This window comes from Thiomicrorhabdus immobilis, assembly GCF_021654855.1.
Taxonomy (GTDB): domain Bacteria; phylum Pseudomonadota; class Gammaproteobacteria; order Thiomicrospirales; family Thiomicrospiraceae; genus Thiomicrorhabdus; species Thiomicrorhabdus immobilis.
Map to the genome: position 1 here is coordinate 490,482 of NZ_AP024202.1, position 26,860 is coordinate 517,341.

The 26,860-nt window shown below is 44.0% G+C and carries 23 protein-coding genes and 1 riboswitch; of the genes, 11 read left to right on the forward strand and 12 right to left on the reverse strand.

Translation table 11 applies throughout. From position 1 onward, the window contains the following. The first annotated feature begins 44 nt into the window (after positions 1 to 44). Genes gmhB through L6421_RS02135 form a run of 5 tightly spaced genes read left to right on the forward strand, consistent with a single transcriptional unit; the run spans position 45 to position 3,646 of the window. Positions 45 to 581 (forward strand): D-glycero-beta-D-manno-heptose 1,7-bisphosphate 7-phosphatase, encoded by a 537-nt coding sequence (gene gmhB / locus L6421_RS02115; RefSeq protein ID WP_237262456.1) that lies wholly within the window; start codon positions 45 to 47, stop codon positions 579 to 581. Further along, on the forward strand, positions 578 to 1,330 hold the full coding sequence (locus L6421_RS02120; protein WP_237262457.1) for a lysophospholipid acyltransferase family protein: 753 nt from the start codon (positions 578 to 580) through the stop codon (positions 1,328 to 1,330). Before gmhB ends, L6421_RS02120 begins: the two co-directional genes overlap by 4 nt. Continuing rightward, positions 1,331 to 2,155 carry a motility protein A gene (locus tag L6421_RS02125; RefSeq protein WP_237262458.1) on the forward strand — a complete coding sequence of 275 codons (825 nt, stop codon included), beginning with the start codon at positions 1,331 to 1,333 and terminating at the stop codon, positions 2,153 to 2,155. A 10-nt stretch (positions 2,156 to 2,165) separates the two neighbouring features. Beyond that, a complete protein-coding gene (locus L6421_RS02130; RefSeq protein ID WP_237262459.1) occupies positions 2,166 to 2,972 on the forward strand; it encodes an OmpA/MotB family protein in 807 nt (268 codons plus the stop codon). Then, positions 2,969 to 3,646, forward strand: coding sequence for an OmpA/MotB family protein (locus L6421_RS02135; RefSeq protein ID WP_237262467.1), 678 nt, complete (start codon positions 2,969 to 2,971; stop codon positions 3,644 to 3,646). Before L6421_RS02130 ends, L6421_RS02135 begins: the two co-directional genes overlap by 4 nt. 42 nt (positions 3,647 to 3,688) lie before the next feature. Here L6421_RS02135 and L6421_RS02140 read toward each other — a convergent pair whose 3' ends face one another. The 5 genes from L6421_RS02140 to pdxH form a co-directional block, all read right to left on the reverse strand. Beyond that, positions 3,689 to 5,464, reverse strand: a complete 1,776-nt coding sequence (locus L6421_RS02140) for a methyl-accepting chemotaxis protein (protein WP_237262470.1) — start codon at positions 5,462 to 5,464, stop codon at positions 3,689 to 3,691. A 412-nt stretch (positions 5,465 to 5,876) separates the two neighbouring features. Next, complete coding sequence (locus tag L6421_RS02145; RefSeq protein ID WP_237262480.1) at positions 5,877 to 7,850, reverse strand: methyl-accepting chemotaxis protein; 1,974 nt, start codon at positions 7,848 to 7,850, stop codon at positions 5,877 to 5,879. Continuing rightward, positions 7,847 to 8,500, reverse strand: coding sequence for an SCO family protein (locus tag L6421_RS02150; protein ID WP_237262490.1), 654 nt, complete (start codon positions 8,498 to 8,500; stop codon positions 7,847 to 7,849). Before L6421_RS02150 ends, L6421_RS02145 begins: the two co-directional genes overlap by 4 nt. Positions 8,501 to 8,668: 168 nt before the next feature. Beyond that, complete coding sequence (gene ung, locus L6421_RS02155) at positions 8,669 to 9,358, reverse strand: uracil-DNA glycosylase (protein ID WP_237262507.1); 690 nt, start codon at positions 9,356 to 9,358, stop codon at positions 8,669 to 8,671. Between the two features lie 40 nt (positions 9,359 to 9,398). After that, a complete protein-coding gene (gene pdxH / locus L6421_RS02160; RefSeq protein ID WP_237262517.1) occupies positions 9,399 to 10,055 on the reverse strand; it encodes a pyridoxamine 5'-phosphate oxidase in 657 nt (218 codons plus the stop codon). Between the two features lie 64 nt (positions 10,056 to 10,119). Here pdxH and parE point away from each other — a divergent pair, with 64 nt between their 5' ends. Both parE and L6421_RS02170 read left to right on the forward strand, forming a co-directional pair. Then, positions 10,120 to 12,006, forward strand: a complete 1,887-nt coding sequence (parE, locus tag L6421_RS02165) for a DNA topoisomerase IV subunit B (protein WP_237262549.1) — start codon at positions 10,120 to 10,122, stop codon at positions 12,004 to 12,006. Positions 12,007 to 12,143: 137 nt separating this feature from the next. Further along, positions 12,144 to 12,737: a hypothetical protein gene (locus tag L6421_RS02170; RefSeq protein WP_237262550.1), complete on the forward strand. Its 594-nt coding sequence runs from the start codon at positions 12,144 to 12,146 to the stop codon at positions 12,735 to 12,737. An 85-nt stretch (positions 12,738 to 12,822) separates the two neighbouring features. On the opposite strand, the gene L6421_RS02175 is transcribed toward L6421_RS02170, so the two are convergent. From L6421_RS02175 to L6421_RS02185, 3 genes are all read right to left on the reverse strand, one after another. Beyond that, the gene (locus tag L6421_RS02175) at positions 12,823 to 15,213 is read right to left on the reverse strand and encodes a methyl-accepting chemotaxis protein (RefSeq protein ID WP_237262562.1); all 2,391 of its coding nucleotides are present in this window, start codon (positions 15,211 to 15,213) and stop codon (positions 12,823 to 12,825) included. 96 nt (positions 15,214 to 15,309) lie between these two features. Next, positions 15,310 to 15,390, reverse strand: a riboswitch (cyclic di-GMP riboswitch). Between the two features lie 153 nt (positions 15,391 to 15,543). Then, complete coding sequence (locus L6421_RS02180; protein ID WP_237262564.1) at positions 15,544 to 15,891, reverse strand: hypothetical protein; 348 nt, start codon at positions 15,889 to 15,891, stop codon at positions 15,544 to 15,546. Between the two features lie 319 nt (positions 15,892 to 16,210). Then, complete coding sequence (locus L6421_RS02185; RefSeq protein ID WP_237262575.1) at positions 16,211 to 17,677, reverse strand: protein adenylyltransferase SelO; 1,467 nt, start codon at positions 17,675 to 17,677, stop codon at positions 16,211 to 16,213. 297 nt (positions 17,678 to 17,974) lie between these two features. Between L6421_RS02185 and L6421_RS02190 the strand changes: the two genes are divergently transcribed. The 4 genes from L6421_RS02190 to L6421_RS02205 all read left to right on the forward strand — a co-directional run bounded on the left by L6421_RS02190 (position 17,975) and on the right by L6421_RS02205 (position 22,452). Further along, positions 17,975 to 18,298, forward strand: a complete 324-nt coding sequence (locus L6421_RS02190; protein WP_237262585.1) for a heavy-metal-associated domain-containing protein — start codon at positions 17,975 to 17,977, stop codon at positions 18,296 to 18,298. Between the two features lie 105 nt (positions 18,299 to 18,403). Next, entirely contained in the window at positions 18,404 to 20,632 is a 2,229-nt protein-coding gene (gene parC, locus L6421_RS02195) for a DNA topoisomerase IV subunit A (protein ID WP_237262596.1), read from the forward strand. 224 nt (positions 20,633 to 20,856) lie between these two features. Next, positions 20,857 to 21,696 (forward strand): motility-associated protein, encoded by an 840-nt coding sequence (locus L6421_RS02200; RefSeq protein WP_255695492.1) that lies wholly within the window; start codon positions 20,857 to 20,859, stop codon positions 21,694 to 21,696. A 51-nt stretch (positions 21,697 to 21,747) separates the two neighbouring features. Beyond that, on the forward strand, positions 21,748 to 22,452 hold the full coding sequence (locus L6421_RS02205; protein ID WP_237262617.1) for an OmpA/MotB family protein: 705 nt from the start codon (positions 21,748 to 21,750) through the stop codon (positions 22,450 to 22,452). 69 nt (positions 22,453 to 22,521) lie between these two features. On the opposite strand, the gene L6421_RS02210 is transcribed toward L6421_RS02205, so the two are convergent. The 4 genes from L6421_RS02210 to hemA all read right to left on the reverse strand — a co-directional run bounded on the left by L6421_RS02210 (position 22,522) and on the right by hemA (position 26,731). Next, on the reverse strand, positions 22,522 to 23,298 hold the full coding sequence (locus L6421_RS02210; RefSeq protein ID WP_237262626.1) for a HesA/MoeB/ThiF family protein: 777 nt from the start codon (positions 23,296 to 23,298) through the stop codon (positions 22,522 to 22,524). A gap of 57 nt (positions 23,299 to 23,355) precedes the next feature. Then, positions 23,356 to 24,207 (reverse strand): peptide chain release factor N(5)-glutamine methyltransferase, encoded by an 852-nt coding sequence (prmC, locus tag L6421_RS02215; RefSeq protein ID WP_237262638.1) that lies wholly within the window; start codon positions 24,205 to 24,207, stop codon positions 23,356 to 23,358. An 80-nt stretch (positions 24,208 to 24,287) separates the two neighbouring features. Then, positions 24,288 to 25,376, reverse strand: a complete 1,089-nt coding sequence (prfA, locus tag L6421_RS02220; protein WP_237262654.1) for a peptide chain release factor 1 — start codon at positions 25,374 to 25,376, stop codon at positions 24,288 to 24,290. A 74-nt stretch (positions 25,377 to 25,450) separates the two neighbouring features. Further along, entirely contained in the window at positions 25,451 to 26,731 is a 1,281-nt protein-coding gene (gene hemA, locus L6421_RS02225) for a glutamyl-tRNA reductase (RefSeq protein WP_237262680.1), read from the reverse strand. Positions 26,732 to 26,860: the final 129 nt, after the last annotated feature.

Below are 26,860 nucleotides of genomic sequence, written 5' to 3' on the forward strand. Positions count from 1 at the left end.
TCGGCGGGATTTTGTTTTTTGGATAAGTTTCTTTGGACACAAGCATGGCTCAAAAAATTATTGTGTTGGATCGTGATGGGGTGATTAACCATGATTCGGACGCGTTTATCAAATCGCCTGATGAATGGCTACCCGTGGAAGGCAGTATTGAAGCGATAAAACGTTTGAAGAAAGCCGGTTGGATCGTGGCTGTGGCGACCAATCAATCGGGCATCAAACGAGGTTATTATTCACGCCAAACTTTAAGTCAGATGCATCAGAAGTTTGTTGGATTGTTGGGGGGGATGCAGCTTGACTGGATCAGTTATTCTCCTTATTTATCTGAGGATAACTCTCCTTCAAGAAAACCTGGAACCGGAATGTTGCAAGCCATTGAACAACGTTTTGATTGTAGCTTGATTAATGCACCAATGGTGGGCGATACTTTGGCAGATATTGAAGTGGCGTTGGCAAAGTCGATGCAACCCTATTTGGTGAAAACCGGTAAAGGGGAGCGCACTTTGGCAAGTGGCGACCAGCGTTTACAAAATATACCGGTTTATGAAGATTTATACGCAGTTGTGGAGGCGTTATTAGCATGAAAGCGATTTGGTTTGTTCGTTCTGTTCTATTTGCTTTAGGGCAAGTTACCACATTGGTCTTATTTTCGTTAGTTGGCCAGTTGACTCGCCCGTTCTCCTTCAAGGCACGTTATCAATTCATGCACTATTGGGCTAAGTTTTGTTTAGTGTGGGTTCGTTGGACATGCGGTGTTAAATATCGTGTACATGGTGCAGAGAATATCAATCCTAAAGAGGCTGGCTTAATCCTTGCTAGACATGAGTCGGCCTGGGAGACATTAGCCTTTCAGGCAATTTTCCCAAGGCAAGCGTATGTGCTTAAAAGAGAGTTGCTGAAAATTCCATTTTTCGGCTGGGGAATGGCGCTGCTTAACCCGATTGCGATTGATCGTGGTGCAGGTAGAAAGGCTTTGAACCAATTGGTCAAAGAGGGTTCGGCACGTTTGCAGCAAGGCGACTGGGTCGTGGTTTTTCCAGAAGGCACCCGGATGCCGGCTGGTGAACTCGGCAAAATAAATATTGGTGGGGCAATGTTAGCCACCAAAGCGAAAGCCCCAGTGTATCTAGTGGCACATAATGCCGGCAGTTATTGGCCTAAAAACAGTTTCATCAAAAAACCAGGCACAATTGATGTGTTTATCAGTGCGCCTTTGGATGTGGCGGAGATGTCCGCCGCTGAAGTAAACCAACAGATAGAGAATTGGTTAAGTCAACACTTAGTGACCACGACAAGTTCGGTTGCAAAAGAGGAGACTGCCCAACCGGAATAAATGAGTAAATTTGCCACATTATTAGGAATTTTGATTGGCTCAATTATTTTAGTATTGAGCATGATCGATTACCAACAAGGCCAGTTCATCTATGCTTTTCTTAATTGGCAGGGTTTGGCTTTGGTTTTGGGTGGCACATTTGCAGCTATTCTCATCAACTATCCGCTTAGTCAGGTCGCTTGTGTTTTCAAGGGATTTGCTAAGGTCCTCACTTCCGAACCCGCAGGTTACAAAGACATTATCGAAGAGATGGTGCGCCTGAGTCATATTTCCAAGCAAAAAGGCCTATTGGGTGTTGAAAACGAGATAGATTCCATTGAGGACCGTTATCTAAAATTTGCTCTGACCGAAATGTTGGTATATCAAAATTCGGACACACTACGCCAAAGTTTGGAAAACCGCCTGTTCAATATCCGTTTACGCCACCTGTCTTGCCAGGAAGTATTTGGCAATATGGCCTCCTATGCACCCGCATTCGGCATGATGGGAACCGTCATGGGGTTGATTATCATGATGACAACTCAGGTCACTGATACCGGTTCACCGTATGGTGGGGCGAATGGCCAGGATATGTTGGGTGGTCTGCTGAGTGGTATGGGGTTGGCGTTAGTCACGACTTTTTATGGAGTGTTGTTTTCCAATCTGGTGTTTTTACCGATTGCAGGCAAACTTAAGGTGTTGACCGATGCCGAGGTGTTGCGTAACGAGATGATTATTCAAGGGGTCATCGCGTTAAAAAAATCCGATGCGACCTTATTGGTGAAAGAGCAACTATTGGCTTATGTGAATGAAAAAACTAAACAAAAGCTAGAATCCTTAAGGTAGGGCGTTATTGATGTCTTTGCTGCTACTTTCCCATGTTCTCAAAAACAAACAAAACAAGTTACCAGGCCTGGTCAGTTCAGATATTGACAACGAATCCAGCGAGGTAAAATCCATCAAGCGTAACCGTCTGTGGTTGTTGACCTATATCGCCCTATTTACCTCTTTATTAGCCTTTTTTATCTTGATCATTAGCTTGGTGGAGCTAGAGGGTTCAACACCCAAACGCAATTACCAGAAGTTGGTGAACCAGCTTTATCGAGATGTACTCTACCAAAGAAATCAACAAGCCATTCCCTGGTTGCAGGTTGAAAACACCCTGACCAAGGGGGTGCGTTTAACCTTGCCAGCGGATTTAGTTTCGAATTCGAGTTTATTTGCATCAGCCCGTGCGCAAATCAATCCACGTTATCTGCCATACTTACAGAGTGTTGCAGAGCTACTGCAGCGGTTGAACGTGGATGAATTTAGAAACCGTAATGCCAAGCTGATTCGTGGAATTGAAACCCCGGGCACAAAAGTCAAATTCATGATTCGTATAGAAGGGCATACCGATTCCCAACCAATGGCGGCATCGGCACGTTTCAAAAACAATGTTGAACTCAGTACGTTCCGAGCCTATGCGATGATGGAGTGGATGCGTATCCATACCGGGCTAGCAAGAGACCATTTTGCGATTTCTGGCTATGGTAGCTTCCACCCTTTAACTTCTAATGCACAAGAACCGGAAAACCGCAGAATTGAGATTTACCTTATTCCGCAACTTATTGATAACCCTGCTGCTGTGGCGGTAGAAAATGAACTTGAGCGACCACGATGAACGTGGTGATGGAAAGGGCAAAATCAGCTTGGTTGTTGGCGTTTGGTGATGTCATCACCTTGTTGATTACCTTCTTTATTATGGCTATCGCGTTGAATAAAGGCGAAATCAGCAAGGTTCAAAGATGGGTCGATGACCAGGTCACGGAAAGTTATCAAGTCTTGGCCGATGAAATCAAACAGCAAAATCTACAAGTGATAAAGGTTAATAGAACCGCGCGTGGGGTTTTGTTGAGTATACAAAGTGATAATGCTTTTGAAAGCGGTTCTTTCAGGCCAACAGAGCAACTCAGTCAGGAGTTGGAGACCTTAGGTAAAGTGCTTAAGAAAACGCCTTTATTGAATATCTTACAATCGGAAGACAATCGACAAGTGATTGGGCGTGCCAAGGAAGATGGCATGCAATGGTATTCCGAGATAAGAGTGGAAGGGCATACCGATAATGACCCAATCAACCCTTTATCAAGGTTGCGTAACAACTATTTCTTGAGTACCTTGCGAGCGGAATCGGTCATGCAAACCCTTTATAGGGCAAGTGAATTGCCTGCTCAATTATTCTCAGTTTCTGGTTACGGAGAGTGGCAGACGATTGCTGATAATGGCACCGATGACGGCAAGCGCCAAAACCGTCGAGTTGAGGTGTTGATCAGCGCCAGTTTTCAAAAAATAAATTAAGTGGCCGTAATGTTTAAATCGGTTGAAGTTGTATTAAGTTTCTTAATTTGCAACGACCAATTGTTTGTTGATTGAGAACGAATCCACTTCTGTTTGTAGGTTGTGAGAAAGAGAAACCAGTGAATCCGATTTTTCTTTAGTGGCTTCAACCAACAGCGCATTTTCACGAATCCCGCTATCTAAAGCGGAAATAGCCTGGTTCATCTGTAACATTCCGGCGGATTGCTCTTGTGCGCTGTGGGAGATGCTTGTCACCAATTCATCAATCGTACAGATGCCGTTGTGGATTTGATTAAATACGATATTGGTTTCATTGATCTGCTCGGCACCTAAGTTGACCTTTTCCACCACTTGAGTGATTAATTCGCCAATCTGTTTAGCGGAGTCCGCCGATTTTTGTGCAAGGTTTCTCACCTCGGTTGCCACTACGGCAAACCCTCGGCCTTGTTCACCCGCTCGAGCGGCTTCTACGGCCGCATTTAAGGCCAGCAGGTTTGTTTGGAAGGCAATCGTATCAATCAGGCTGATAATGTCGCTGATTTTCAAACTCTCTTCCTGGATAGCTTGCATGGAGCTAACGGTTTGTTCCATCACTTTTGAACCTTGTTGAGCCATTTTCTGGGTTTCAATGGTTTTCTCATTCGCATCACTGGCGTTTTGAGCGGTCTCTTGGATGGTTGCGGTCATCTCCTCCATCGCGCTGGCGGTTTGGTCAATCGATGTAGCCTGGTTTTGGGTGCGTTCAGCCAAAGCTCGGTTACCTTCGGCTATTTCGGCGACTTCTTTGTTAAGGTCCGCAGCACCATTTGAAACCGCTAAAATGGTTCCGTTCAATTGTGCCGAGGTGTTGTTTAAACGATGTTTAAGCGTCTGCATCTCACCTTGAAAATCCCCTTCGATAACATGAGTTAAATCCTTGTTGGAGAGCTCTTCTATTGCCGTGTTGATTGCGCCTAAGCCCGACTCCAAGCCTGACATCGCTTCGTTGATATAGCGTTTTAATTCGTCCAATCGCCCATCGGCTTTGGCGGAAACTCGTTGTTCAAAACGACAGTGTGTCACATTTCCCATAACCATGTTGATGTCTTCAATGATGTTATCCATCGATTGCATCGCATGGTCTACTTTTAACTTGAGTTCACCTTGTATGGCATCACTCATGCGTACACTGAAGTCACCGTGGCTGATACCATCCATGATGGTTTCAAGAGAGTCCATGGTTGCGGCAACACTGTCAATTGAGGCATTGACATTGTTCTTAAAGAGCTCCAAATCACCACCGACATCCAAGTCAACACGTTGATGGAAATCACCATTTGCCACTCGTTCCAAAGTGTTATTGGTTTCGTTGAAGGTTTGTTTTAAATTTGCGGTTAGATGATTAAAACTGGTTAGTACTTGACCCACTTCATCACAATTTTTAATCGGTAATTCGGTTGAGAAGTCGTTGCTTTCGGTAATGGATTCGATTCCTTGGCGCATCTTTTCTAAAGGGCGTGCAATTTTACCGATTAGGGTGAAGTACATGAGTAAGGTAAACATCGCTACGGCAATCAAGACAGCAATAATGAACCAGTCGATCATGGAAACCGTGCTGACAATGAGTTGTTCATATTGAACGGGCATGGCATGGTCGCTACTTAGAAGTTCGGGATTTGCTTCGAGTTGAATCCATTTTTCTAAAATGGATTCCGTATTGCTTTTAATCATCAAGAATGCGGTGGTGAAAAATACCCCTGCCCCTGCCATCATGATTAACAATGTTCGACTGAGTGTAACGATTTTAGTCCGACCCCAAATAGATTTTAATGCCTTCATTCCGTTTTATCCCTATTCCAACAAAGATGGTTTGTATTAATTAACATATAATCAAATTATTATAATCATGGAGGGATAATACGTAGGTTAAGCAGCCAGTTCGAGATAAAAGTTTACATAGGTCGATAAGCACCATTTATAAGTTGTTATAAGCCGTACTGATTTTGAGTGAATGGCTTTTATATTTGATGGTTGTAATCAGGTCGGTAATGGCTAAACGCTTGGTAGTAATTTATGGAAGGGGGTGCAATAGCCTTGTAAGGCTTCAGTCAAGAGATGGACTGTTGTTGGTTACATTGATGATTGCATGGATGAATGAGGGAATAATTTCATTGCGAAATTATCCCCATTTTGGAATTGACGTGTTTTGGTAACTGCCATCAATCAATAAGAAAATCGATAACGGGTAAGCTTAGCGCAACTTTGGAACCGTTGCCGTCGTTTCAAATTGGCGCACGCTGTCCGATAAAGACTCAACTTCTTGCACCACGGTATTGGCGGAACCCAAAGCTTGGTTGGCGACGTGAACATTGTGTTGTGTGGTTTTATCCATTTCTGAAATTTGCTGATTCAGGTTTGCAATACTGTTCGCTTGTTCCAAACTCATTGAGGCCATTTCTGAAATCAGCTCACTTACACTGTTAATACCAGTATTGATTTCACCTAAAGCATCGCCCGATTTTTCAACCAGCTGGGTTCCTGACTCAATCGCATTCACTGTATTATCTATCAGGCCTCTAATCTCTTTAGCGGCATCTGCTGATTTTTGGGCAAGGGTGCGAACTTCACCCGCCACCACGGCAAAACCTCTACCTTGTTCACCCGCTCGAGCGGCTTCAACCGCTGCGTTTAACGCCAATAAGTTGGTTTGGAAAGCAATGCTATCAATCAAGCTTACAATCTCAGCAATTTTCTGGCTTGAGTTTTGAATGCTACGCATGGAATCTATCGTACTATTCATGACCGAGACGCCATCTTGTGCTTGTTGGCGCGCTCTGTCGGAGAGTTTATTCGCCTCAATGGCGCTATCTGCCGATTGTTTTACTTCATGGGTTATGCGTTCCATGGTATCGGCAGTATGCTGAAGTTGCGAAGCCTGGCTAGATAGACTATTCGATAAAGAGACACTGTCTTTAGAAATGCTTTGCGAAGCTTGTTCTAATTTGCCATTCATATGAGTGACATTGTTTATCAGGATGTTCAAACTCTGGAAAGCCGAATTCATACCTTGTTTGATGGTATCCAGTTCACCTTTGTATTCGCCTTCAATCATCTGGTTCAAACGCCCGACCCTCAAGCGTTCGGATGCTTGGTTTATTTCAGTAAAGGCGTGTTGAACATCGTCTAATGCTTTATTCACATCATCTTTAAGCAATCCAAGCTGGCCTTGAGCCTCTATCTGGATGCGCTGGCTAAAGTCCCCATTGGATAAGCCTTCCATTACGCTGATTAAACGTGAGATAAGCGCTTCGGTTTGCTCCATTGCATGGTCCACTTTGACTTTAAGTTGGCCTTGTACCTTTGGATTCATCCGCACAGAGAAATTACCTTGGTTTAAACCATCCATGATCTCTTCTAAGCTGTTCATGGTATGGGTAACACTTTCTGCACTATGGTTCACGGCTGTTTTGAGTGTATTGATGTCACCAGCGAACTCTTGTTTGATGCGTTGATCGAATTGTCCTGCAGCAATCGCACTCATGACATTGTTGATTTGTGAGAAGGCGGCCTGAATTGAGCTTAACAGTGTGTTGGTGGCAACCACTGAAGGGTGGGATTCATTTTCTGTAATGCGGGCAGAAAAGTCGGAGTCTTTAGAGACTTGATTGATGGTCTGCATCACACTGTTAGAAACATCCGCTTCACGTTTCATAATAACCGAGTAGTAAATCAATACGGCTGATTCAATCACCACAAACAACGCATGGAGAAAGGTGATGCCCCAACTGCAGTCATAGTTGAATAACATAATGGGCATGCCGGCTATTTCAACTTGATTGAGTTGTAAATAAGTCACCAATAGGTGGTGAACGGCACCCACTGCCGCCGCTACAACCACCACCAGCCAGTCTTTATAAAGTAGTAGGAAAGCCAATGCGACAAAGATGTGAAAGTGCATTTCGATGCGCCCCATCTCGGTTTGAATGAGAGTGGCGGAATAGAGCATAAGAAACACACCACTTAAAATACCAAAACCTCGCGTCCCTTTTAAGGTGAAAAAACTTAGTAAGATTAAAGTGGCAATCACCGCGGTCATAGGAATGGCAAAACTGAAGGTGTCATAACCCAATGGCGCTAATAATGCGACAAATGGGATATGAGCCAGTAATATCAGCAACATTTTTTTATCTGCTGAAAGTAGCACAGGGTCTTTGGCGGTACTCATAAACTCTCCTTTGAGTGGCTTTGAGGTTTTTCAGTGTCATTTTTCAGTGATTTGCTTCTTAGTTTATTTAAGTCTTCAATCACTTTGTCATAACGTAAATAGGTGTTTTGGTAAACCAAACGGATTTGACCATTCGGGTCAATCAAAAAAATATTACCGGGGTGGGATATCTCATAATCCTTACCGAGATTGGTACCGCCATCCGCAAAAAAGTAGGCTTTATATAAGCTGGCTACTTTTTGGATTTGGGCCATTGACTCAGCGGTTAAGGCATAAAAATTTTGTCCAAACTGGTTGAAGTAGTCATTCAGCATGCTGTTTGAATCGCGTTTAGGGTCCATGGTGACAAAGATAAAATCTAAGTCGCTATTATCCGTTTGATGATTGATGTTAAACATCACCCCAACTTGATTATGACAAACCTCGTTGCAGTTCAGATAACCGAAATACAAGAAAGTGAATTTCCCCTTATGTTCAGCCAAACTATGCGGCTGGTTTTGGGTATCCCTTAAAGTAAAGTCGGGCGCGGTTTCATCCACTTTTCGTCCATAATACTCTCCGGTTGTAATCAAGTAAAATGCCATAGGCATGATAATCATGACAAGAAGAGTAAGAGTCAGCAGTCCAAAGAATAATGGTCTATGCGTCATCGGTTTTTTTCATCATTTTTATATAAACCTTTTTTATATAAACCTTCCCTGAACAACGTCTTAACGCTTTTATATGATGGTGATTGAACTTTATCAATAACAAAGTTGTGACTTTGAAAGCCGTATTTCAATTATGTATTTTAATTGAAAACCAAGCGAAAATTGTGCCTACAGTTGCCAGTCGATACCTTGTTTTTGATGCTGTTTTAGATAGTGGTTCACCTTAGAAAAGGGTTTGCTGCCAAAAAAACCACGATAGGCTGACAGCGGAGAAGGGTGCGGGCTTTCAATCACCAAGTGTTTTTGTCGATCAATCATCTTGCCTTTTTTCTGAGCATAGGCTCCCCACAAAATAAATACCGTATGTTCGGTCTTTTGATTGACTGTGGCGATAATGGCATCGGTGAATTGCTCCCATCCTTTGTTTTGATGGGCGTTGGCCTTGCCTGCTTCGACCGTTAATACCGCGTTGAGTAACAAAACACCTTGTTCTGCCCAGGGCTGCAAATAACCCGTATGGTCATTATTAATGCCTAAGTCATCTTGTAGTTCTTTATTGATATTCAGCAATGATTTAGGTAACGGCTTAACGTGTTTTTGCACAGAAAAACACAATCCATGGGCATGCCCAGGTGTTGGATAGGGGTCTTGTCCCAAAATAACCACCTTAACTTGATCAAGCGGCGTGCTATTGAGGGCGTTAAACCATTCATTGCCTTTAGGTAAAATCTGTTTTCCCTGTTGTTTTTCAGCAAGTAAAAAAGCCTTTAGCTGTTGCATATAGGGTTTGGAAAACTCGGCCTCTAGATAAGGTAGCCAGCTACTGTCCAGTTTTATCTGTGAATTATCTTGAATCATATATTTCGAGTTACATTGACTATGTTTGTATACGGAAAATTTAAGGCGCAAGCCTGTCTATTGACCAGGCCTGGTGACTTTCTGCCGGTTGTTTTTCAAAGACAAAACGGTCATGTAAACGGTTAGGGCGACCTTGCCAAAATTCAAAACGATTCGGGATAAGGCGATACCCTCCCCAAAGTTCGGGGCGCTTGACCTCCACAAGTTCGTAAAGCTGTTCTTGAATGGCATAGTTTTGCTCTAGGGTTTTGCGTCCAGGGACAACAGCGCTTTGCTGAGAACTGGCCGCGGCTAATTGACTATCACGAGGGCGAGAATGAAAATAACGTTCGGATTGTTCAACGGAGACTTTTTCAAGCGTCCCTTCTATGCGTATTTGGCGATCCATCTGTGGCCAAAAAAACAGCAACGCCGCTTTGGCGTTTTGAGCAATTTGCTGGCCTTTATCACTGTCGTAATGGGTATAGAATACCAAGCCGGTATCATCGCTTTCTTTGAGTAGAACTACACGACTATGGGGTTGCCCGGCGTTATCAACGGTAGACACCGACATGGCAGTAGGGTCAAGGATTTGATTGGCCAACGCTTGATCCATCCAGTGAGTGAATTGCTTGAAAGGATCGCTAGAAAGTTCATCTCTAGAGAGTTCAGTATAGTCGTATTCACGACGTTCTTGATGGTAGTCTCGATTTGGCATAATAATGTGATATCATTTTGAATTGAATTATCTTTCAGCCCATTTTATCACTAGGAATTTTTCTGTGAGCGAAAACTATAACGCATCCGAAATCGAAGTCTTAACCGGACTAGATCCTGTCCGCAAACGTCCTGGAATGTATACCGATACGACTCGTCCCAACCACTTAGCGCAAGAGGTAATCGACAATAGTGTGGATGAAGCGATTGCAGGTTTTGCAACGGAGATTAGCGTTATCCATTACAAAGATGGTTCCATGAGTATTCAAGATAACGGCCGAGGTATGCCTGTGGATATTCACCCTGAAGAGGGAGTGCCTGGTGTCGAGGTCATCATGACACGATTACATGCCGGGGGGAAATTCTCCAACAAGGCGTATCAGTTTTCGGGTGGTTTGCATGGTGTGGGTATCTCTGTGGTGAATGCCTTATCCAAGAAAGTGGAAATTCAAATCAAGCGCGATTCTAAATTACATGCCATCAGTTTTGCCAATGGCGACTTGCTTGAACCCTTAAGTGTTATCGGCAAGGTCGGCAAGAAAAATACCGGAACCTATGTACGCTTTTGGCCGGATGCGTCGTTTTTTGATTCCCCCAAATACGCCTTAGGACGTTTAACCCATCTATTACGCGCCAAAGCGGTGTTAAGTCCTGGCTTAAAGATCAGCTTTACCGATGAAGTCACTGGAGAAACCCAAGAGTGGTTTTATGAAAATGGTTTAAAAGACTATTTAAATGATGCGTTAGATGGTCAAGACAGAGTGCCGATAGAAGGTTTTATCGGCAGTAGCCTATCTGAAAATGAAGGGGTGGAGTGGGCGATTACCTGGTTGGTTGAGCCGAACGAAAGTTTGATGGAAAGTTATGTCAACCTGATTCCCACGCCGCAAGGTGGTACCCATGTAAATGGTTTACGTGCCGGGGCGACTGATGCGATTCGAGAGTTTTGCGAGTTCCGCAATCTGATCCCACGCGGTGTGAAAATCACACCGGAAGACGCTTGGCTCAATGTGGCATTTGTTCTTTCCGCTAAAATCAGAGAGCCGCAGTTTGCCGGGCAAACCAAAGAGCGCCTGTCCTCGAGAGAGTGTGTGCCGTTTATCTCCGGAGTGGTCAAAGATGCCTTGAGTCTGTGGTTGAACCAACATACCGAAGTGGCTGAAAAAATTGCCGAGATGGTGATTAACAATGCCTCAAACCGCAGTAAAAAAGCCAAAAAAGTCACCCGTAAAAAAATCACCTCGGGCCCGGCATTACCAGGTAAATTAGCCGATTGTACCGAAAACGATTTAACCCGTACCGAACTGTTTTTGGTTGAGGGTGACTCTGCGGGTGGTTCTGCCAAACAAGCGCGAGATAAAAACTTCCAAGCGATTATGCCGTTACGCGGTAAGATTTTAAATACCTGGGAAGTCGAGTCCGGCCAGGTATTGGCTTCGCAAGAGATTCACGATATCAGTGTCGCCATCGGGGTTGATCCAGGTTCGGAAGATTTAAGTGGCTTACGTTACGGTAAAATCTGCATTTTGGCCGATGCCGACTCCGATGGTCTGCATATCGCCACGCTGATTTGTGCGCTATTTGTGCGTCACTTTTCTAAGTTGGTAGAAGAGGGGCATATCTATGTGGCGATGCCGCCTTTATATCGTGTGGATGTGGGCAAGCAGGTGTTTTATGCTTTGGACGAACCCGAGCGACAAGGTATTTTAGACCGCATCCAAGCAGAGAAAATGACCGGTAAAGTGTCGGTCACCCGATTCAAAGGATTGGGGGAAATGAATCCTTCACAGTTAAGAGAAACCACCATGCTGCCAGAAACCCGTCGATTGGTGCAATTACAGCTGCACGGCACGGAAGATGTGAATGAGGTTATGGATAAGTTATTGGCTAAAAAGCGCGCCAGTGACCGTAAGGTTTGGTTGGAAGATAAAGGCGACCTAGCCGAGGTTTGATATTTGTCATATTGATAACGCCTTCATGGTTTTGTCAGCTATCTATTGTGCGTTTTAATCTACAATAACGTTACAAAATTTTATTTTAAAGCCCTAAGTTTCTAGAATTTAGGGCTTTTTGTTTTTAGGGAACTCTCATGTATCAGTCGTCTTATCCGTTGTTTTCAAGCCCGTTCAAGTTGTTTTATGGCGTTGTTTTTAGTGTTTTGGTTTTGTCACCAGGCCTGGTGAGTTCAGCGGAAACTCAAGTGAATCAAGACTATCATTTGAGTTTGTATAAGGATGTTCAGGATTCGGTTGATGCCTTGGAACTGTTTACCAAGGCTGAGCAGACACGTGAGTTTTTTGGCATTAGCTGTTCAATGCAGTCACCGATGCCGCTCATTCAGGTGATTTTATTCGATGATGAAATCATGAGTGAAACGACTAAATTACTGTCGGTAAAGCTGTTTGTAGACGGCGTTGAGCAAGAAGGGGTGATGAATGGGGTTGTTAAGGTGATTGATACTTCTGAAGAGTTATCCAATAAAATACGCCTTGAGTTAGTGGCTGAGAGGGGAACTTCGTTACAAAATCTGCAGCAGCAATATAAAGATTTACTTAATCGTTTACAACAAGGTCAAGAATTAACCATTCAATTAAGGCATAGAAGCTTAGAGCCAAAGAGTCTCAATTTTTCTTTGCACGGCTTGAAAGAGTTGCTAAAGCCCCATCAATCCGTATGTTTTTAAAATAACCATATAACGTCAAAACAGATTTGTTGTTAGAAAACCAAATTGGTGAATGAGCTCATTCACCAGGCCTGGTTTGTTGGTATTAAAACTCACTCCATTCATCTTCATTACTGTTTTTAGCGGGTTCAGAATTTATTGTAGGAGCCGTTGCTTGAGGTTTGTGTCTCGTTTGTTCACTCTTCGATGGGGCTGGGGATGCTGAGTGAGCTATTTGTGGTTTGTTCTGCTCTGGTTTGATGTCAGCTGAAGCAATAGTGACGCCGTTGCTTTGGTTGTCAAATTTGAAGTGGCTGATAAACTCCGCTTGTTTGGTGGACTCTTCACTCATATTCCCTGCGGTGGCTGAAAGTTCCTCTACAAGTGCGGCGTTTTGCTGAGTGACTTCATCGAGTTGTCCTATGGCAAGGTTGACTTGTTGAATGCCTTGGGATTGTTCATTGGTTGTTGTATACACTTGAGAGACAAGGTCTTCGACTTCTTGAATGCTGTGAACCATTTTTTCAAATACGCTGTTGGTCTCTTCAACTAAGCTAGTACCCGTGGTAATTTGTTGTATCGCTGAGCCAATAAGGGTTGAGATGTCTTTAGCGGCTTCGGCCGATTTACTGGCAAGGTTTCGGACTTCTCCAGCAACCACGGCAAAGCCGCGACCATGTTCGCCTGCTCTTGCCGCTTCAACGGCGGCATTAAGTGCTAATAGATTGGTTTGGAAGGCAATGCTATCAATCACCGAAGTGATTTCACCAATTTTTTTACTCAGTTCAGTAATGCCTGCCATCGCTTCAAGGGTTTTGTTCATTACATCAATACCGCTACTGGCTTGTGTAACTGTTTCATGGGCAAGTTTATTCGCCTGAATCGAGTTATCGGTTGAATTTTTAAGTGTTGCGGTCAGCTCTTCCATGCTTGCCGCCGTTTCTTCAAGCGAGGCGGCTTGCTCCTGGGTTCTTTGAGATAAATCCTCACTGGCTACCGCGACTTCTCTCGCCATACCGCCAATTTCTTGTGCACCGGTATTTACTCGGCTTAAGGTGTGACTGAAACTTTTTATAGCATCGTTTGTGGCGGTCTGCATTTCTAATAGTTCCGCTTGATATTCACCTGATAAACGATGGGTCAGGTCTCCTGTCGCCATGTTGGATAAAATGACATTCAGATTTTCTGTGATTTGAGAAAAGTTTTCCAACAGTAGGTTGATGGATTGTGAAATCTGTAATTCAAATCCATGCAGTTTCGTCTCATCTATACGACGTGATAGGATGCCTTTAGCGGCATCGGCAATAATGCTTTCAATGTTCTCTTCGATAGCCAATTGATCGGTCATATTTTTCCATTCGGCTACTGTCCCAATACGATTATTGTTTTCATCAAAAATCGGATCAACAATTAAATCAATGATGGCGTTTCCCACATGGATTCTCGATTGATAACTTTCTTTTAGGTTGTCTAGTAGGGAAGCCTGGTGTTCCGGGTGTTGGTGAAATACATCAATGCTTTGACGTATCAATTTGTCACTATCAAAGTTAGGAAGGTCTTTTTTGATTTCATTCTCAACACTTTTAAGCATCTGAATAACGGAATCATTCATAAATATAATGCTACGGAATCGGTCGATAACCATGATATTGGACGATGCGGCTTTAAGTGCGCTTTCAACACGCATGGAGTTCGCTAACGCCGCCTTAACATCATCCAAGTCCGCACCGAGCTTGATTTGCATCGACTTCAAACGACCGAAAGTCTTGGATACCAGGCTGTTGCCCCTTGAGTCGATTTCTCCGTGAAAGTTCCCCTCGGAAATAGCCGTGATTTTTTCAGACAACAGATTGAGGCGTTTACCATTTAGCCAGCTGCTCAAGACAATTAGAAAGACCAGCGCGATATCAATAACTTCAAATACGACTGTGGGAATGACGCTTTCAATTTCAGGGAACAGTAGGGTGGTAAAAATCGATACGAGTAGAAGTGTGGATAATATAAAGGCAATCGCAGATTGATTGAGTTGCAAAAGAGGGTTGAAAGTTTCGGTCAGGTTTTTAACATTACCGTTGCGAAGGGCTATTTTGCCTTTAGCGATCAGTCGGTAGGCATTTTCAGCGGCGGAAATCTGTTCTCTGGTTGCCGGAGTTCTTACCGACATATAACCAGTCATTTCGCCATGTTCAAATATTGGCGTCGCATTTGCAATTACCCAATAGTGGTCGCCGTTTTTTCTACGGTTTTTTACGGTTTGCGACCAGGGTTTACCTTCTTTTAAGGTTGACCAAAAATCCTCAAATACAGCAGCGGGAACATCAGGATGGCGCAAGATATTGTGAGGTTGACCGACCAGTTCACTCCAGGAAAAACCACTTGCTTCAATAAAGGCTTCATTCGCGGATATGATATTGCCGCGCAAGTCGGTCCTTGAAACAATCGTAGTATCTTTAGGTAGATTGAATTCTTTTTGGGTAACAAGTCCATTGTCTCGCATGCTACGTTTACCTTTATTGGATTTGGTTGTTTTTTATCTATTCTGATTCTATTTTAGGAAGCCTGTTCTATGCCAGGGGGCGGTGGTGTTGTATTTTTAAGCAACCTGGCGGTCTTAAGGTTGTTAAGATCCATGGCTTTCCGTCCTTGTTTCGCAACAAGTTTGGCTAAATCTAATGTAGTGTTTTTATCAAGTAGGGTTCAATATCATTTGAATAAAAATAAACCCCTTAATCTCAGTATGTTATTGATTTTAAAAAAAGGATATTCAAATAAAATGATATCTAAATAGAAGAAGTTTATAAGGTTTAATCAAGTTAGTATTGAGAAACTAATCGCTATGATGGCGTTTTCCCATATCGATTAAGCGTTTTTTATAGGCGAAAAAATCTTCCAAGGCTTCTTGTTCAAAATGACTGAGTGATGCAAATTCTAGCTTTAGGTAGATTTTATCTTCGGTGTTATGCCGGTGAGTAACTGAGGTGTTAATCGATAAGGTGGTGAACTCGCCTAATGCGGGAATTTCAAACTCTAACTTGAGCTCGGTACCCTCTTTAGCCCCACGGGGAGTGATGACCCCCGCTTCGAATAAAGACAAGTCTACCAATGTGGCTTCTGCCGATGCGTTTTTACCGATCAGTAAGGCCTTGCGATCTGTTTTGTAGATAGGGCTTTTCATTGTCTTGGAAACCAGTCAAGTGAGATTGTTCAATGTCTTTATTGGTGGATTATGCATCAAAACGTTTGTGAAAGTTTGAAAATTCTTCAATTGTCAGTATGCGGTATCGACTTAACTACATGAATATTAATCAATAAAGATTATGATTAACAGGGCGGGTGGATAATTCTTAACCCATAACAGGGGATGTCGGCCATCATTACAGGAAGCGAGATGGCCTTCAGGATGAGAGTTGCCAGGTTATTGAGAGGGGGCGCTCCGTGCAACGCCATCTTTTAGTTTACTTTATGGTTGATTTTAAAAGAGGTTACGGTGGTGTTTACGAGGAGCAGCTTAAGGCAAGCCCTTTATTATGCTTGTGCGGGGGTTGCAAATAGTGACGATGGCTTTGCTCAAGAAAAACCTCAGCTGGATTATAGGGCTGCCTAAGCCATTGCATCCAGTTTTCCAATGGTTTTACATTGCCCTGGGTGGTGGATTCGATAACCTCTTGAGCGATATAGTTGCGTAAGGTCAAAAGCGGCACGTTTTCTTTTAAACACTGTTGGCGCTGTGTTTTAGATTGTTCAGATATGCGTTCACGATAGCGCTTTTGCCAGTTTTGCCATGCTTTTGAGTCCAAAAGGTAGTCGGTGAACAGATGGTGTTGTTCTGTATCGAAGTGGGTCAGTAGCGTAAAGAAATAGTGAAAGTCGAGCTGAGATTCGTCCATTAAAATCAGTGTGTCAGCAATGAAATGTTTGTCTTCTTCAACCGGGTCGACCAGTCCGAATTTGCGCCCCATCTTAAGAAGATATTCCTGGTTGAATGTTTCAATATAGTGGTCGATCGCATGTTCGATATCTGCACTTGAAACTAGGTTGATAAAAGCTTGTCCGAGTACTTGGCAGTTCCATAGGCCGATATTGGGTTGTTGGCTGTATGCATAGCGACCTTCAGTGTCGGAGTGATTGCAAATATAGTGGATTTTGCAATCATCCAAAAAGGCATAAGGGCCAAAATCGAACGTTTCACCTGCTACCGACATGTTATCGGTGTTCATCACCCCGTGACAGAAGCCCACACTTTGCCAACCGGCAATCATGCTTGCGGTGTTTTGCATGATGGTTTTCAAGAGTGTGGCATAACGCTGTTTTTCATCTTTAATACAACTTAGTTCAGGGTAGACCGTTTCAATGACATACTCAGCGAGTTGTTTTTGTTGTTCAATATCGCCTTGTTGGGCTAGCCATTCGAAATGCCCAAAACGGATATGCGTTTTTGCGATGCGAATATAAGTGGCCCTTGGTTCAGATTGCTCCCTCTGAACACTTTCTGGACTACCGCAAATACTTAAACAGCGAGTGGTCGGAATGCCAAGCGCATCGAGTGCTTCACCTATTAAATATTCCCTGATTGCGGAGCGAAGTACCGCACGCCCATCACCTCGTCGAGAGTAAGGTGTTCTGCCGCAGCCTTTAAGGTGTAAATCCCAGTATTGGTTGTCTTTATCTTTGATTTGCCCTAGTAATACGCCACGTCCATCACCAAGGTCGGGGTTGTAATAACCAAATTGATGTCCGGTATATTTTTGCGCCAAAGGCTCGAATTCATTAGGAAAAGTTTGGCCAGAGGTCATTTCAAATAGCTGTTTTTCTGAGAGTTTAATGCCTAACTCATTGCATAAATTTTGGTTGAAGTGCAGTAAATTGGCTTGCTGCATCGCCTCAGGTCTGATTCGACTATAAAAACTATCGGGAAGTTTTTTGTAGTTCTGCTGAAATAGGGTTTTGTTTGAGTTGGGCATGTTTTGGATGTATTTTCATAGAGTAAAACGATGGTTAGGATTTTATCACTAGATAGTCTTAAAAGAATGAAATAACCGATTAAATTGCTAGGTTATTTTCGGGTTCTTTTTAAAGTCACCAGGCCTGGTCATTGCCAAACGATTTTATTGCCGGCTTGAGTGCTTGCCATTATCACGGATTACGACATACTAAAACTTATGGTAAATTAGTGATAGTTTAAGTTGTTAAGTCATTCTAATTGGTCGTGCTGAGTCAGCATTCCTAATCGCTTTCTTTAAATATAAAAGGTGAGTCTTATGGCAATTTCTATAGCGGTAGAGAATATTAAATGTGGCGGTTGTGCAAATAGCATTAAACAGAAGTTAACTGCAATTGAAGCGGTTCAGGCGGTTGATGTGGATATTGAAGCAGGCCTGGTGAGTTTTGAGATAGATGATCAACAAGTCAGTCAAGAAAATAGCGAACAAGTGCTGTCAGCGGTAAAGCAGCAACTGGCTTCCATGGGCTATCCTGAAGTTGGCAGTGTGGAGGGCTTGAAAGCCGTGGGTGCCAAAGCGAAATCTTTTGTGTCTTGTGCGGTCGGAAAAATGACGGATTCTTCATCGGATGCAGACAAATAAAGTAGAATCACTAAGATTATAAATTTCAAGTAAACGACAGAGCAATTTTTGGACGGAAGTTGTTGTGTTTATGTCAGTCAAAAAGTCAAAGTCAGGAGAGGATGAGTGACCCAGCAGACCATGAACTATGAAGGGATAGAGCAAAAAAGCGTTGCTGAATTTACTGAAAAGGCATACCTGGATTATGCCATGTACGTTATTTTGGACAGAGCTCTTCCGCATATTGGTGACGGCCTCAAACCGGTTCAACGCCGTATTATTTATGCCATGTCAGAATTGGGTTTAAAGGCCACTGCAAAATATAAAAAGTCGGCACGTACTGTGGGGGATGTATTAGGTAAATTCCATCCACATGGCGACAGCGCATGTTATGAAGCGATGGTGCTGATGGCGCAAGATTTCTCGTTTCGTTATCCATTGGTCGATGGTCAGGGCAACTGGGGGTCTATGGATGATCCTAAATCGTTTGCCGCCATGCGTTACACCGAGGCTAAACTCTCCAAATTTAGCCAGCTTCTGTTGGAAGAAGTCGGGCAAGGAACGGTTGATTGGACACCGAACTTTGATGGCTCTTTAGATGAACCATTGGTTTTGCCTGCTCGTGTGCCGCATGTGTTGTTGAACGGGACTTCGGGGATTGCCGTAGGGATGGCGACCGATATTCCGCCGCATAATTTACGTGAAGTGGTCGATGGGTGTATTGCTTTGCTGAGTAACCCTAATCTCACGATTGCTGAGTTGGTCGAGATTATTCCCGCACCCGATTACCCAAATTCCGCCCAAGTGATTACCCCCAAGGCAGAGTTGTTGAAACTCTATGAAACCGGACGCGGATCGATTCGACAACGTGCCAGTTACCGTGTTGAAGATGGTGTAAATGTGGTGATCGATGCGCTGCCTTATCAAGTGTCTGGTGCCAAGTTGATGGAGCAGATCGCTTCACAAATGCGAGCAAAAAAACTACCGATGGTAGTGGATTTACGTGATGAATCCGATCATCAAAATCCGGTGCGTTTTGTGATTGAACTGCGTTCTAAACGTGTTGATGTCGAAACCGCGATGTTGCATCTGTTCGCTACCACTGATTTAGAAAAAAGTTATCGTGCTAACTTCAATGTCATTGGTTTGAATGGCCGTCCTCAAGTTAAAAACCTCAAGGTCATGCTGGCTGAATGGCTGGTTTATCGAGTGGAAACGGTTCGCCGCCGCTTGCAGTATCGTTTGGACAAGGTTTTGGCGCGTCTGCATATTTTGGACGGGATGCTGATCGCCTTCCTGAATATCGATGAAGTCATCGCCATCATCCGTGAAGAGGATAAGCCGAAACCAGCCTTAATGGAGCGTTTTGGATTGACGGATATTCAAGCCGAAGCGGTCTTAGAACTTAAGTTGAGACACTTGGCGCGTCTTGAAGAGATGAAGATTCGTACGGAACAGGCCGAATTGGAAGCTGAACGTCAAAAACTGGAAAAGTTGCTTGGTAGTGAGGCACGTTTGAAAACCTTGGTAAAAAAAGAGCTTCTGCAAGATGCTGAAATGTATGGTGATGAGCGTAAATCTCCATTGATTGAAGGGCGTTCCGCGCAAGCGATGAGTGAACAAGACTTGTTGCCATCAGAAGCGGTCACCGTTGTCTTATCTGAAAACGGTTGGGTGCGTGCCGCAAAAGGGCATGATGTCGATGGTAAAGCCTTGGGTTATAAGTCGGGTGATGCTTTCTGTTCCCAAGCATCCGGTCAAAGCCGACAGATGACCGTGTTTTTAGATTCGACAGGACGTGCTTATGCCTTGCCCGCCCATAGTCTGCCATCCGCACGTTCGCATGGTGAGCCCTTAACCGGGCGTTTGAGTCCGCCAATGGGCAGTGCGTTCACTCAGGTGTTAATGGGGCAGCCGAATGATAAGATTATTCTAGCTTCAAGTGCCGGTTATGGGTTTATTACCCAGTTGGAAAACCTTTATTCAAAAAACAAGGCGGGAAAAACCTCTATTTCTCTGCCTGCCGGAAGTTCTGTGTTGACGCCGGTTTATGTCGAGGCCGAGCAGTGGGTTATGGTGGTGACCAGTGAACCACGTATGTTGGTGTTCAAGGCTGAAGAACTACCAGAACTTGCCAAAGGTAAAGGGAATAAACTTATCCAATTGCCAAAAGGTGAAACCGTGCAAGCCGTTTTTGCCTTTACGCCAGGACAAAAAGTGGCGGTTCAAGCGGGCAAATATGAAAAGGTTTTTGGTCCTACCGCCATTGAAGAAGCCTTTTCCAGCCGCGCCAAAAAAGGCATTGTTCTGCCAAGAACCTTAAAACAAACCACACAAATATCCATTGCGGACTAATTGCTCGGGTTGTCAAAATACATTGGCAACATCTATTTTGGTATAGGTGTTGCTTAAGTGTCTCTAAGTTAAAATCTGTCATAAAACCGTCAGTTATCAAATTTCATAAGATTATGATTTATATTTAATAGCTAGGTTTACAAAAAAATGATGGTTTATCAATTGTTTATAATGCAGATTGCCAGTGTTTAGTCTGTTTTTAACCCCAGTGATAAGTGAAATATATGTTTGCAAAACCGTTTGCTATTCTTGTTATATCGTTAAGCTTCTTCGGAGGCTTTTTGCTTATGGGCGGCAATTTAGTTTCTTTATGGCATCCGTCTGAATTAGTGGTGATTTTAGGAATCGCGTTAGGTACGTTTTTAGCCTCCACCCCGGTTTATGTCTGGAAAAGGACTATGGGGTTTTTGGGGCGGTACTTTACGGGTGATAGGGTGTCCAAAAAACTGTATGCGGAAACGTTAGGTTTGCTGGAAGAGTTGGCCAGATTGTCGCGTTCTTCAGGGGTTTTGGCTTTGGAAAAGCACATTATCAACGCGGAAAACAGTCCGATATTCCAGCACTACTCTAGTGTTTTAAAACATAAAGATTTAAAGAAATTTATTGTCGATAATTTCAGTTATCTATTGCTCAACCCGCCTCAGAGTCAAAGTTTTGCACATCATTTGGAAAACCAGATTTACGATATTTTCGACTCAATGAGTGAAGTGCCTAAATCGGTGGGTAAGGTTGCCGATTGGTTGCCTGGTTTTGGTATCGTAGCCGCTGTTTTAGGGGTGATTCTAACTATGGAACTACTTGGTGGCGATATGGATGTTGCCAAAATCGGTACGGCAATCGGTGCCGCCTTGGTTGGTACTCTGACCGGTGTGTTTTTCGCTTTCGGCGTTTTAGCGCCTTTTGTGCATGCGGTTGAAGTGATGATTCGCCAAGATAAGTCATTGCTTGAGATGACAGCTTCGTTTTTAGAGGCATATTCCAATGGCGTGTCGCCTAATTTGGCTGTAGAGATCGGTCGACAGCGTGTTCCTCCAGAATTTGAAGTTCCACGTGAAGCTGAGTAAGCAAGGGAATTGGCTTATGTGCTGTGTTAACGATTATCAGGGTATTCAATAATGTCACGCAGACGAGGACATGATGAAGGGGGTGCCCACGGCGGTTCTTGGAAAATCGCTTTAGCCGATTTAATGACGGTTTTAATGGTCTTTTTTTTGGTGATGTGGCTCATCTCTGTTGTCGACCCTGTTGAAAGGCAAGCGTTCATTAACAGTATTGTCGGTGAACCTCCTATCGGTGCTGAAATTCAGGATGAAAAACTACTACCTCCACAGACTGAACTCATTCAATTGGATTTGAAACCACCAGCTTCCCAGGCTGAAATCGAGGAAGCGATGAAAGAGGTCGACCCTAAAGACATTAAAATTGAAGAGACCCCAGAGTTTACCAAGATTACCCTGCGTTCAGATAGTTTCTTTGAAAGTGGGCGTGCCACCATCAGCGATAAGACTCGAGAAAATCTGGAGATTTTAGGTGAGACCTTGAAAGGCCGACAGCAACCGATTACCGTGACCGGTTATACCGATAGTGTACCCATCAATAATTTTCAGTTCCCTTCGAACTGGGAATTGTCGGCGGCTCGTGCCGCGATGGTCGCCCGGGTTTTTATCGATATGGGGATGAATAAAAAAGTCTTGACGATTGAAGGTAAAGGCGACAATGAAGAGGTGGCATCCAACGCCACGGCGTATGGTCGTTCACTGAATCGTCGAGTCATTATTTTGGTTGATAAACGTCCTGAGTCAGCCATTGAATTGAATTAATTCAAAACGTTTTTGTGATTTTATCGCCAGCTTGTTAAGAGTTTTTGTGTCTTGTCCTATCCATTCTTGTTATTGTTGGCTGCAGTGATTGCAGTTGCTGTCTTTTTTCAAATTCAATGTTCTAATCATCATCGTGTAAGCATCGATAATCATCAGCTTTCCGGTTAAGGTCGGTAACTTAAGCAGGGCTTTAACCGCCTCGATGGCCTGCATTGAACCTACCATGCCCACTACTGGCGAAAGCACGCCATTTTGGCTGCAGGTGAGTTCCTGTCCAGAATCTTCAGGGTATAAACATTGGTAACATGGGCTGTTTAAGTCTCGAAAGTCGTAGGTTGAAAGTTGTCCTTCCCAGCGAATGGCCGCTCCAGAAACCAGCGGGACTTTGGCTTGAAAGCAGGTGCGGTTAAGGGCGAAACGTGAAGCGAAGTTATCGGTACAGTCTAAAACCACATCGGCGCTTTTAACCAGTTCAGCCACTTCCGCTTCATCTAACTTGTTGGCAATGGTTTGAATTTCAATGTGGTGGTTAAGCGCGGTCAGGTTCTGTTTGGCTGACTCGACTTTGGCTTGGCCGATATTGTTTTCCCTATGGACGATTTGGCGCTGCAGGTTGGAGTCGTCGACTTCATCAAAGTCAACCAAAGTCAGTTTTCCAACCCCTGCTGCGGCAAGATAAAGTGAAGCCGGAGAGCCTAATCCTCCCAAGCCAAAGATAATCGCATGGGATTGAGCAAGTTTGAGTTGTCCTTCATAGTCGATTTCAGGCATCAGGATTTGGCGACTGTAGCGTGACAGTTCAGCGTCATTTAATTCGGTTTTGCTTGCGATGTTATCTGTAGTCATTTGGGTATCTTCGATTGTGTATTTTTAACGAGAAATTGCCGGAATCGTTTTATTCAACTAAGGTTTTTGTCCGAGGCTGACCCTAGGATTCCCACCTAAATCTTTGCAAAGAGTGCGGTTCTGAAAGCCTGTTTCTTTGAAAAGTTCGGCAATGCTTTCCGCTTGATTATAACCATGTTCAATCACAAGCCAACCCTGGGAAACTAAATGTGACCAGGCCTGGTTGATAATCAAACGAATATCGTCCAAGCCATCTTCACCTGAAGTTAATGCACTCAAAGGCTCAAAGCGCACATCCCCTTGATTCAAGTGAGGGTCATCTTCTTCTATATAGGGCGGGTTGGAGACAATGCAGTGGTATTGTTTTTGACCGATGGCCGAAAACCAGTCGCTTTGCATGAATTGAACGTCAAGTTGGTTTGATATGGCGTTTTCCCGAGCAATCTCCAGTGCGGCCTGGCTTTGGTCGATTGCGGTGATGTCGCAGTGTGGAAGCTCAGATTTTAACGCTAGGGCGATTGCGCCGCTACCGGTCCCCAAATCAAGAATCGTACATTCGGCCTGTTTGTTTTTGATGCCATCAAGGTTTAATACGGCTTCGATTAAGGTTTCGGTATCCGGACGGGGGATTAACGTATTATTACTGACTCTAAGGTTGAGTCCCCAAAACTCACGCTGCCCGATAATATGCGCGATAGGATGTCCGGCAAGACGCAATTGTAAATCGTTTTGAAAGGCATGGGTTTGCTCAGCGGTTAGTTCTTTCTCCGGCCAGGTGAAAAGATAGCTGCGGTTGACATCAAGGGTGTGGCATAAAAGCAGCTCGGCATCAATTTTTGGCGAATCCACCAGGCCTGCTTGTATCAGCTGTTCTTGTGATGCTTGTAAGGTTGCTTGAATACTTGCCATAAATTTGACCGCTTGCTCAATACAGGTTGTTCGATGTTATTCTGCGCTGGTGACCAGGCTACTACATCCGTTATTGATTGTTAATTTTCGCTACTTAAGTTCGCTAGCTGTTCCGCTTGATGCTCTTGAATCAGTGGGCCGACAATTTGATCCAAACCACCGTTCATGACCTCATCCAATTTATACAGGGTTAAGTTGATACGGTGATCGGTAACACGGCCTTGCGGATAATTATAGGTGCGGATGCGGTCGGAACGGTCTCCCGTACCCACCAAGCTTTTACGTTCTTGAGCAATCTCGGCGTCATGCTTTTGTTGGCGAGCATCCATGATACGTGCCGCCAATAATGACATGGCTCGGGCACGGTTTTTGTGTTGAGAGCGTTCATCCTGGCATTCCACGATGGTTCCGGTTGGAATGTGGGTGATACGAATCGCCGAATCGGTTTTGTTGACGTGCTGACCACCCGCACCCGAAGCGCGGAAAGTATCGACTTTTAAGTCGGCTGGGTTCAGCTCGATTTGCTCAACATCGGGCGCTTCGGCCATGATGACAACGGTCGCCGCAGAGGTATGAACGCGCCCCTGTGTTTCTGTAGCAGGTACACGCTGTACACGGTGTGCGCCGGATTCAAATTTCAGTTTTGAATAGGTGCCGTCACCGATAATACGGGCAATGATTTCTTTATAACCACCGTGTTCACCTTCATTGGTGTTGATGACTTCCACTTGCCACTTCATTTTCTCAGCAAAACGGCTGTACATCTTAAACAGGTCACCGGCAAATATCGCGGCTTCATCACCACCGGTTCCGGCACGAATTTCCAAGAAGGTATTCGAGTCGTCACGAGGGTCTTTAGGCAGCATCATGGTCTGCAAATCGGTTTCATAGGATTTGATTTTTGCTTCAAGTTCAGGCAACTCTTCTTGTGCCATCTCTTTTAGGTCAGGGTCGCCAGACTGCATCATCTCTTTGGCTTCGGCAATGTCGGCTTCAGCACCTAAAAACGCATTGAAGGTTTCAACCACAGGAGTGATTTGCGCATACTCTTTAGTTAAAGAAGTGAATTTCTTCTGATCGTTGATGACTTCCGGATCAGAGATCAAGGCATTTACTTCATCTAAGCGTTCAACTAAAAGTTCTAGTTTTGAGCGAATGGAATCTTTCACGGGGCTTTCTCAGTATTGGGTTAATTTGGTGGTATCGCTTACATTGCTGAATGCCAACCAAAGGTTGATTTTGGCTATTTGTGTGAAGGTTTTGAATGCTCTTCACAAATTAATAGGGTTTCAGCGGCTTCGATTAAGGCGGTATCGCCATTCATGCCTGCTTGGTTGAGTTGTTTGGTCGGTGTGTGAATCAGACGGTTGGTGAGCTGGTTCGCTAAACGTTTAATGATCTCTTCTGAATTCACACCTTGTTCGAGTTGGTGTAAAGCGTGTTCTAATGCCGCTTCTTTAATGTGCATGGATTGTTGGCGATACGCTTGAATAACCGGCTTTATCTGCTGGGTTGCTTGCATTTGCGTAATAAAATGCTGAGCTTGCAGTTCGATAATCTCCTCGGCTTCTAACGCCGCGCTTTGGCGAGACTGTTTGCTGGTTTCAATGATTTCCTGCAAGTCATCCACGGTATAGAGATAAACATCGTTTAAGTCACCGATTTTAGGCTCGATGTCGCGCGGCACTGCGATATCGACCATGAACATCGGTCGATTCTTACGTTTTTTCAATGCGGCTACAACAGAGTTTTTCATCAAGATGGCGTTTGGACTGCCGGTTGAGCCAATAACGATATCGGCTTCATGCAAATGGTTGTCGATTTCATCAAGTTGGATGGCGTAACCAGCAACACTTTCTGCCAGTCTATGGGCGCGCTCAAAAGTACGGTTGGCGATAATCAAATTGCCGATATGATTCTCTTTAAGGTGGCGGGCGACCAGTTCAATGGTTTCCCCCGCACCCAATAGCAGTGCCGTCTGTTGTGACAGGTCGCCAAAAAACTGCTTGGAGAGTGATACCGCCGAAAAGGCAACCGAGATTGGACTGTTACCGATAGCGGTGTCGGTACGAACCTGTTTTACGGTTTTGAAAATATGTTGAAACAGATTCTCTAGATTCTGATGAATGCTTTCGGTTTTATGCGCCGCATTGTAAGCATCTTTGATTTGTCCAAAAATTTGCGGTTCACCTAAAACCAATGAGTTCAAGCCGCTTGCCACACGCATGATGTGTTTAACCGCGTCTAAATCACGGTGGCTATATAAATAGGGCATCAACGATTTGGGTTCTAGATTAAAGAATTGATGTAACCATTCGTGAACTTGAGTTTCAAGGTGGTTTTCTTTAAGAATGCAATAGAGTTCTGTGCGGTTGCAGGTGGAGAGGATAACGCACTCTGATACAAGCGCTTGCGATTTTAGCTGTTCAATCGCTTGGCAAGCGGAATCGGCTGAAAATGAAACTGTTTCACGGATGTCGACAGGTGCCGTTTCGTGATTTACGCCAAGGGTACATAGTTTCATAGAGTTAGGGCTTTACCGTTATTCAGATTATGCAAAATTTATCTGCAACCAAAGAGGCGTAATTTTGCTAAAAATTAAGGGTAATTGCAAGTTTTTGACGTAAATAGCACGATAATAGACCGATAAAAA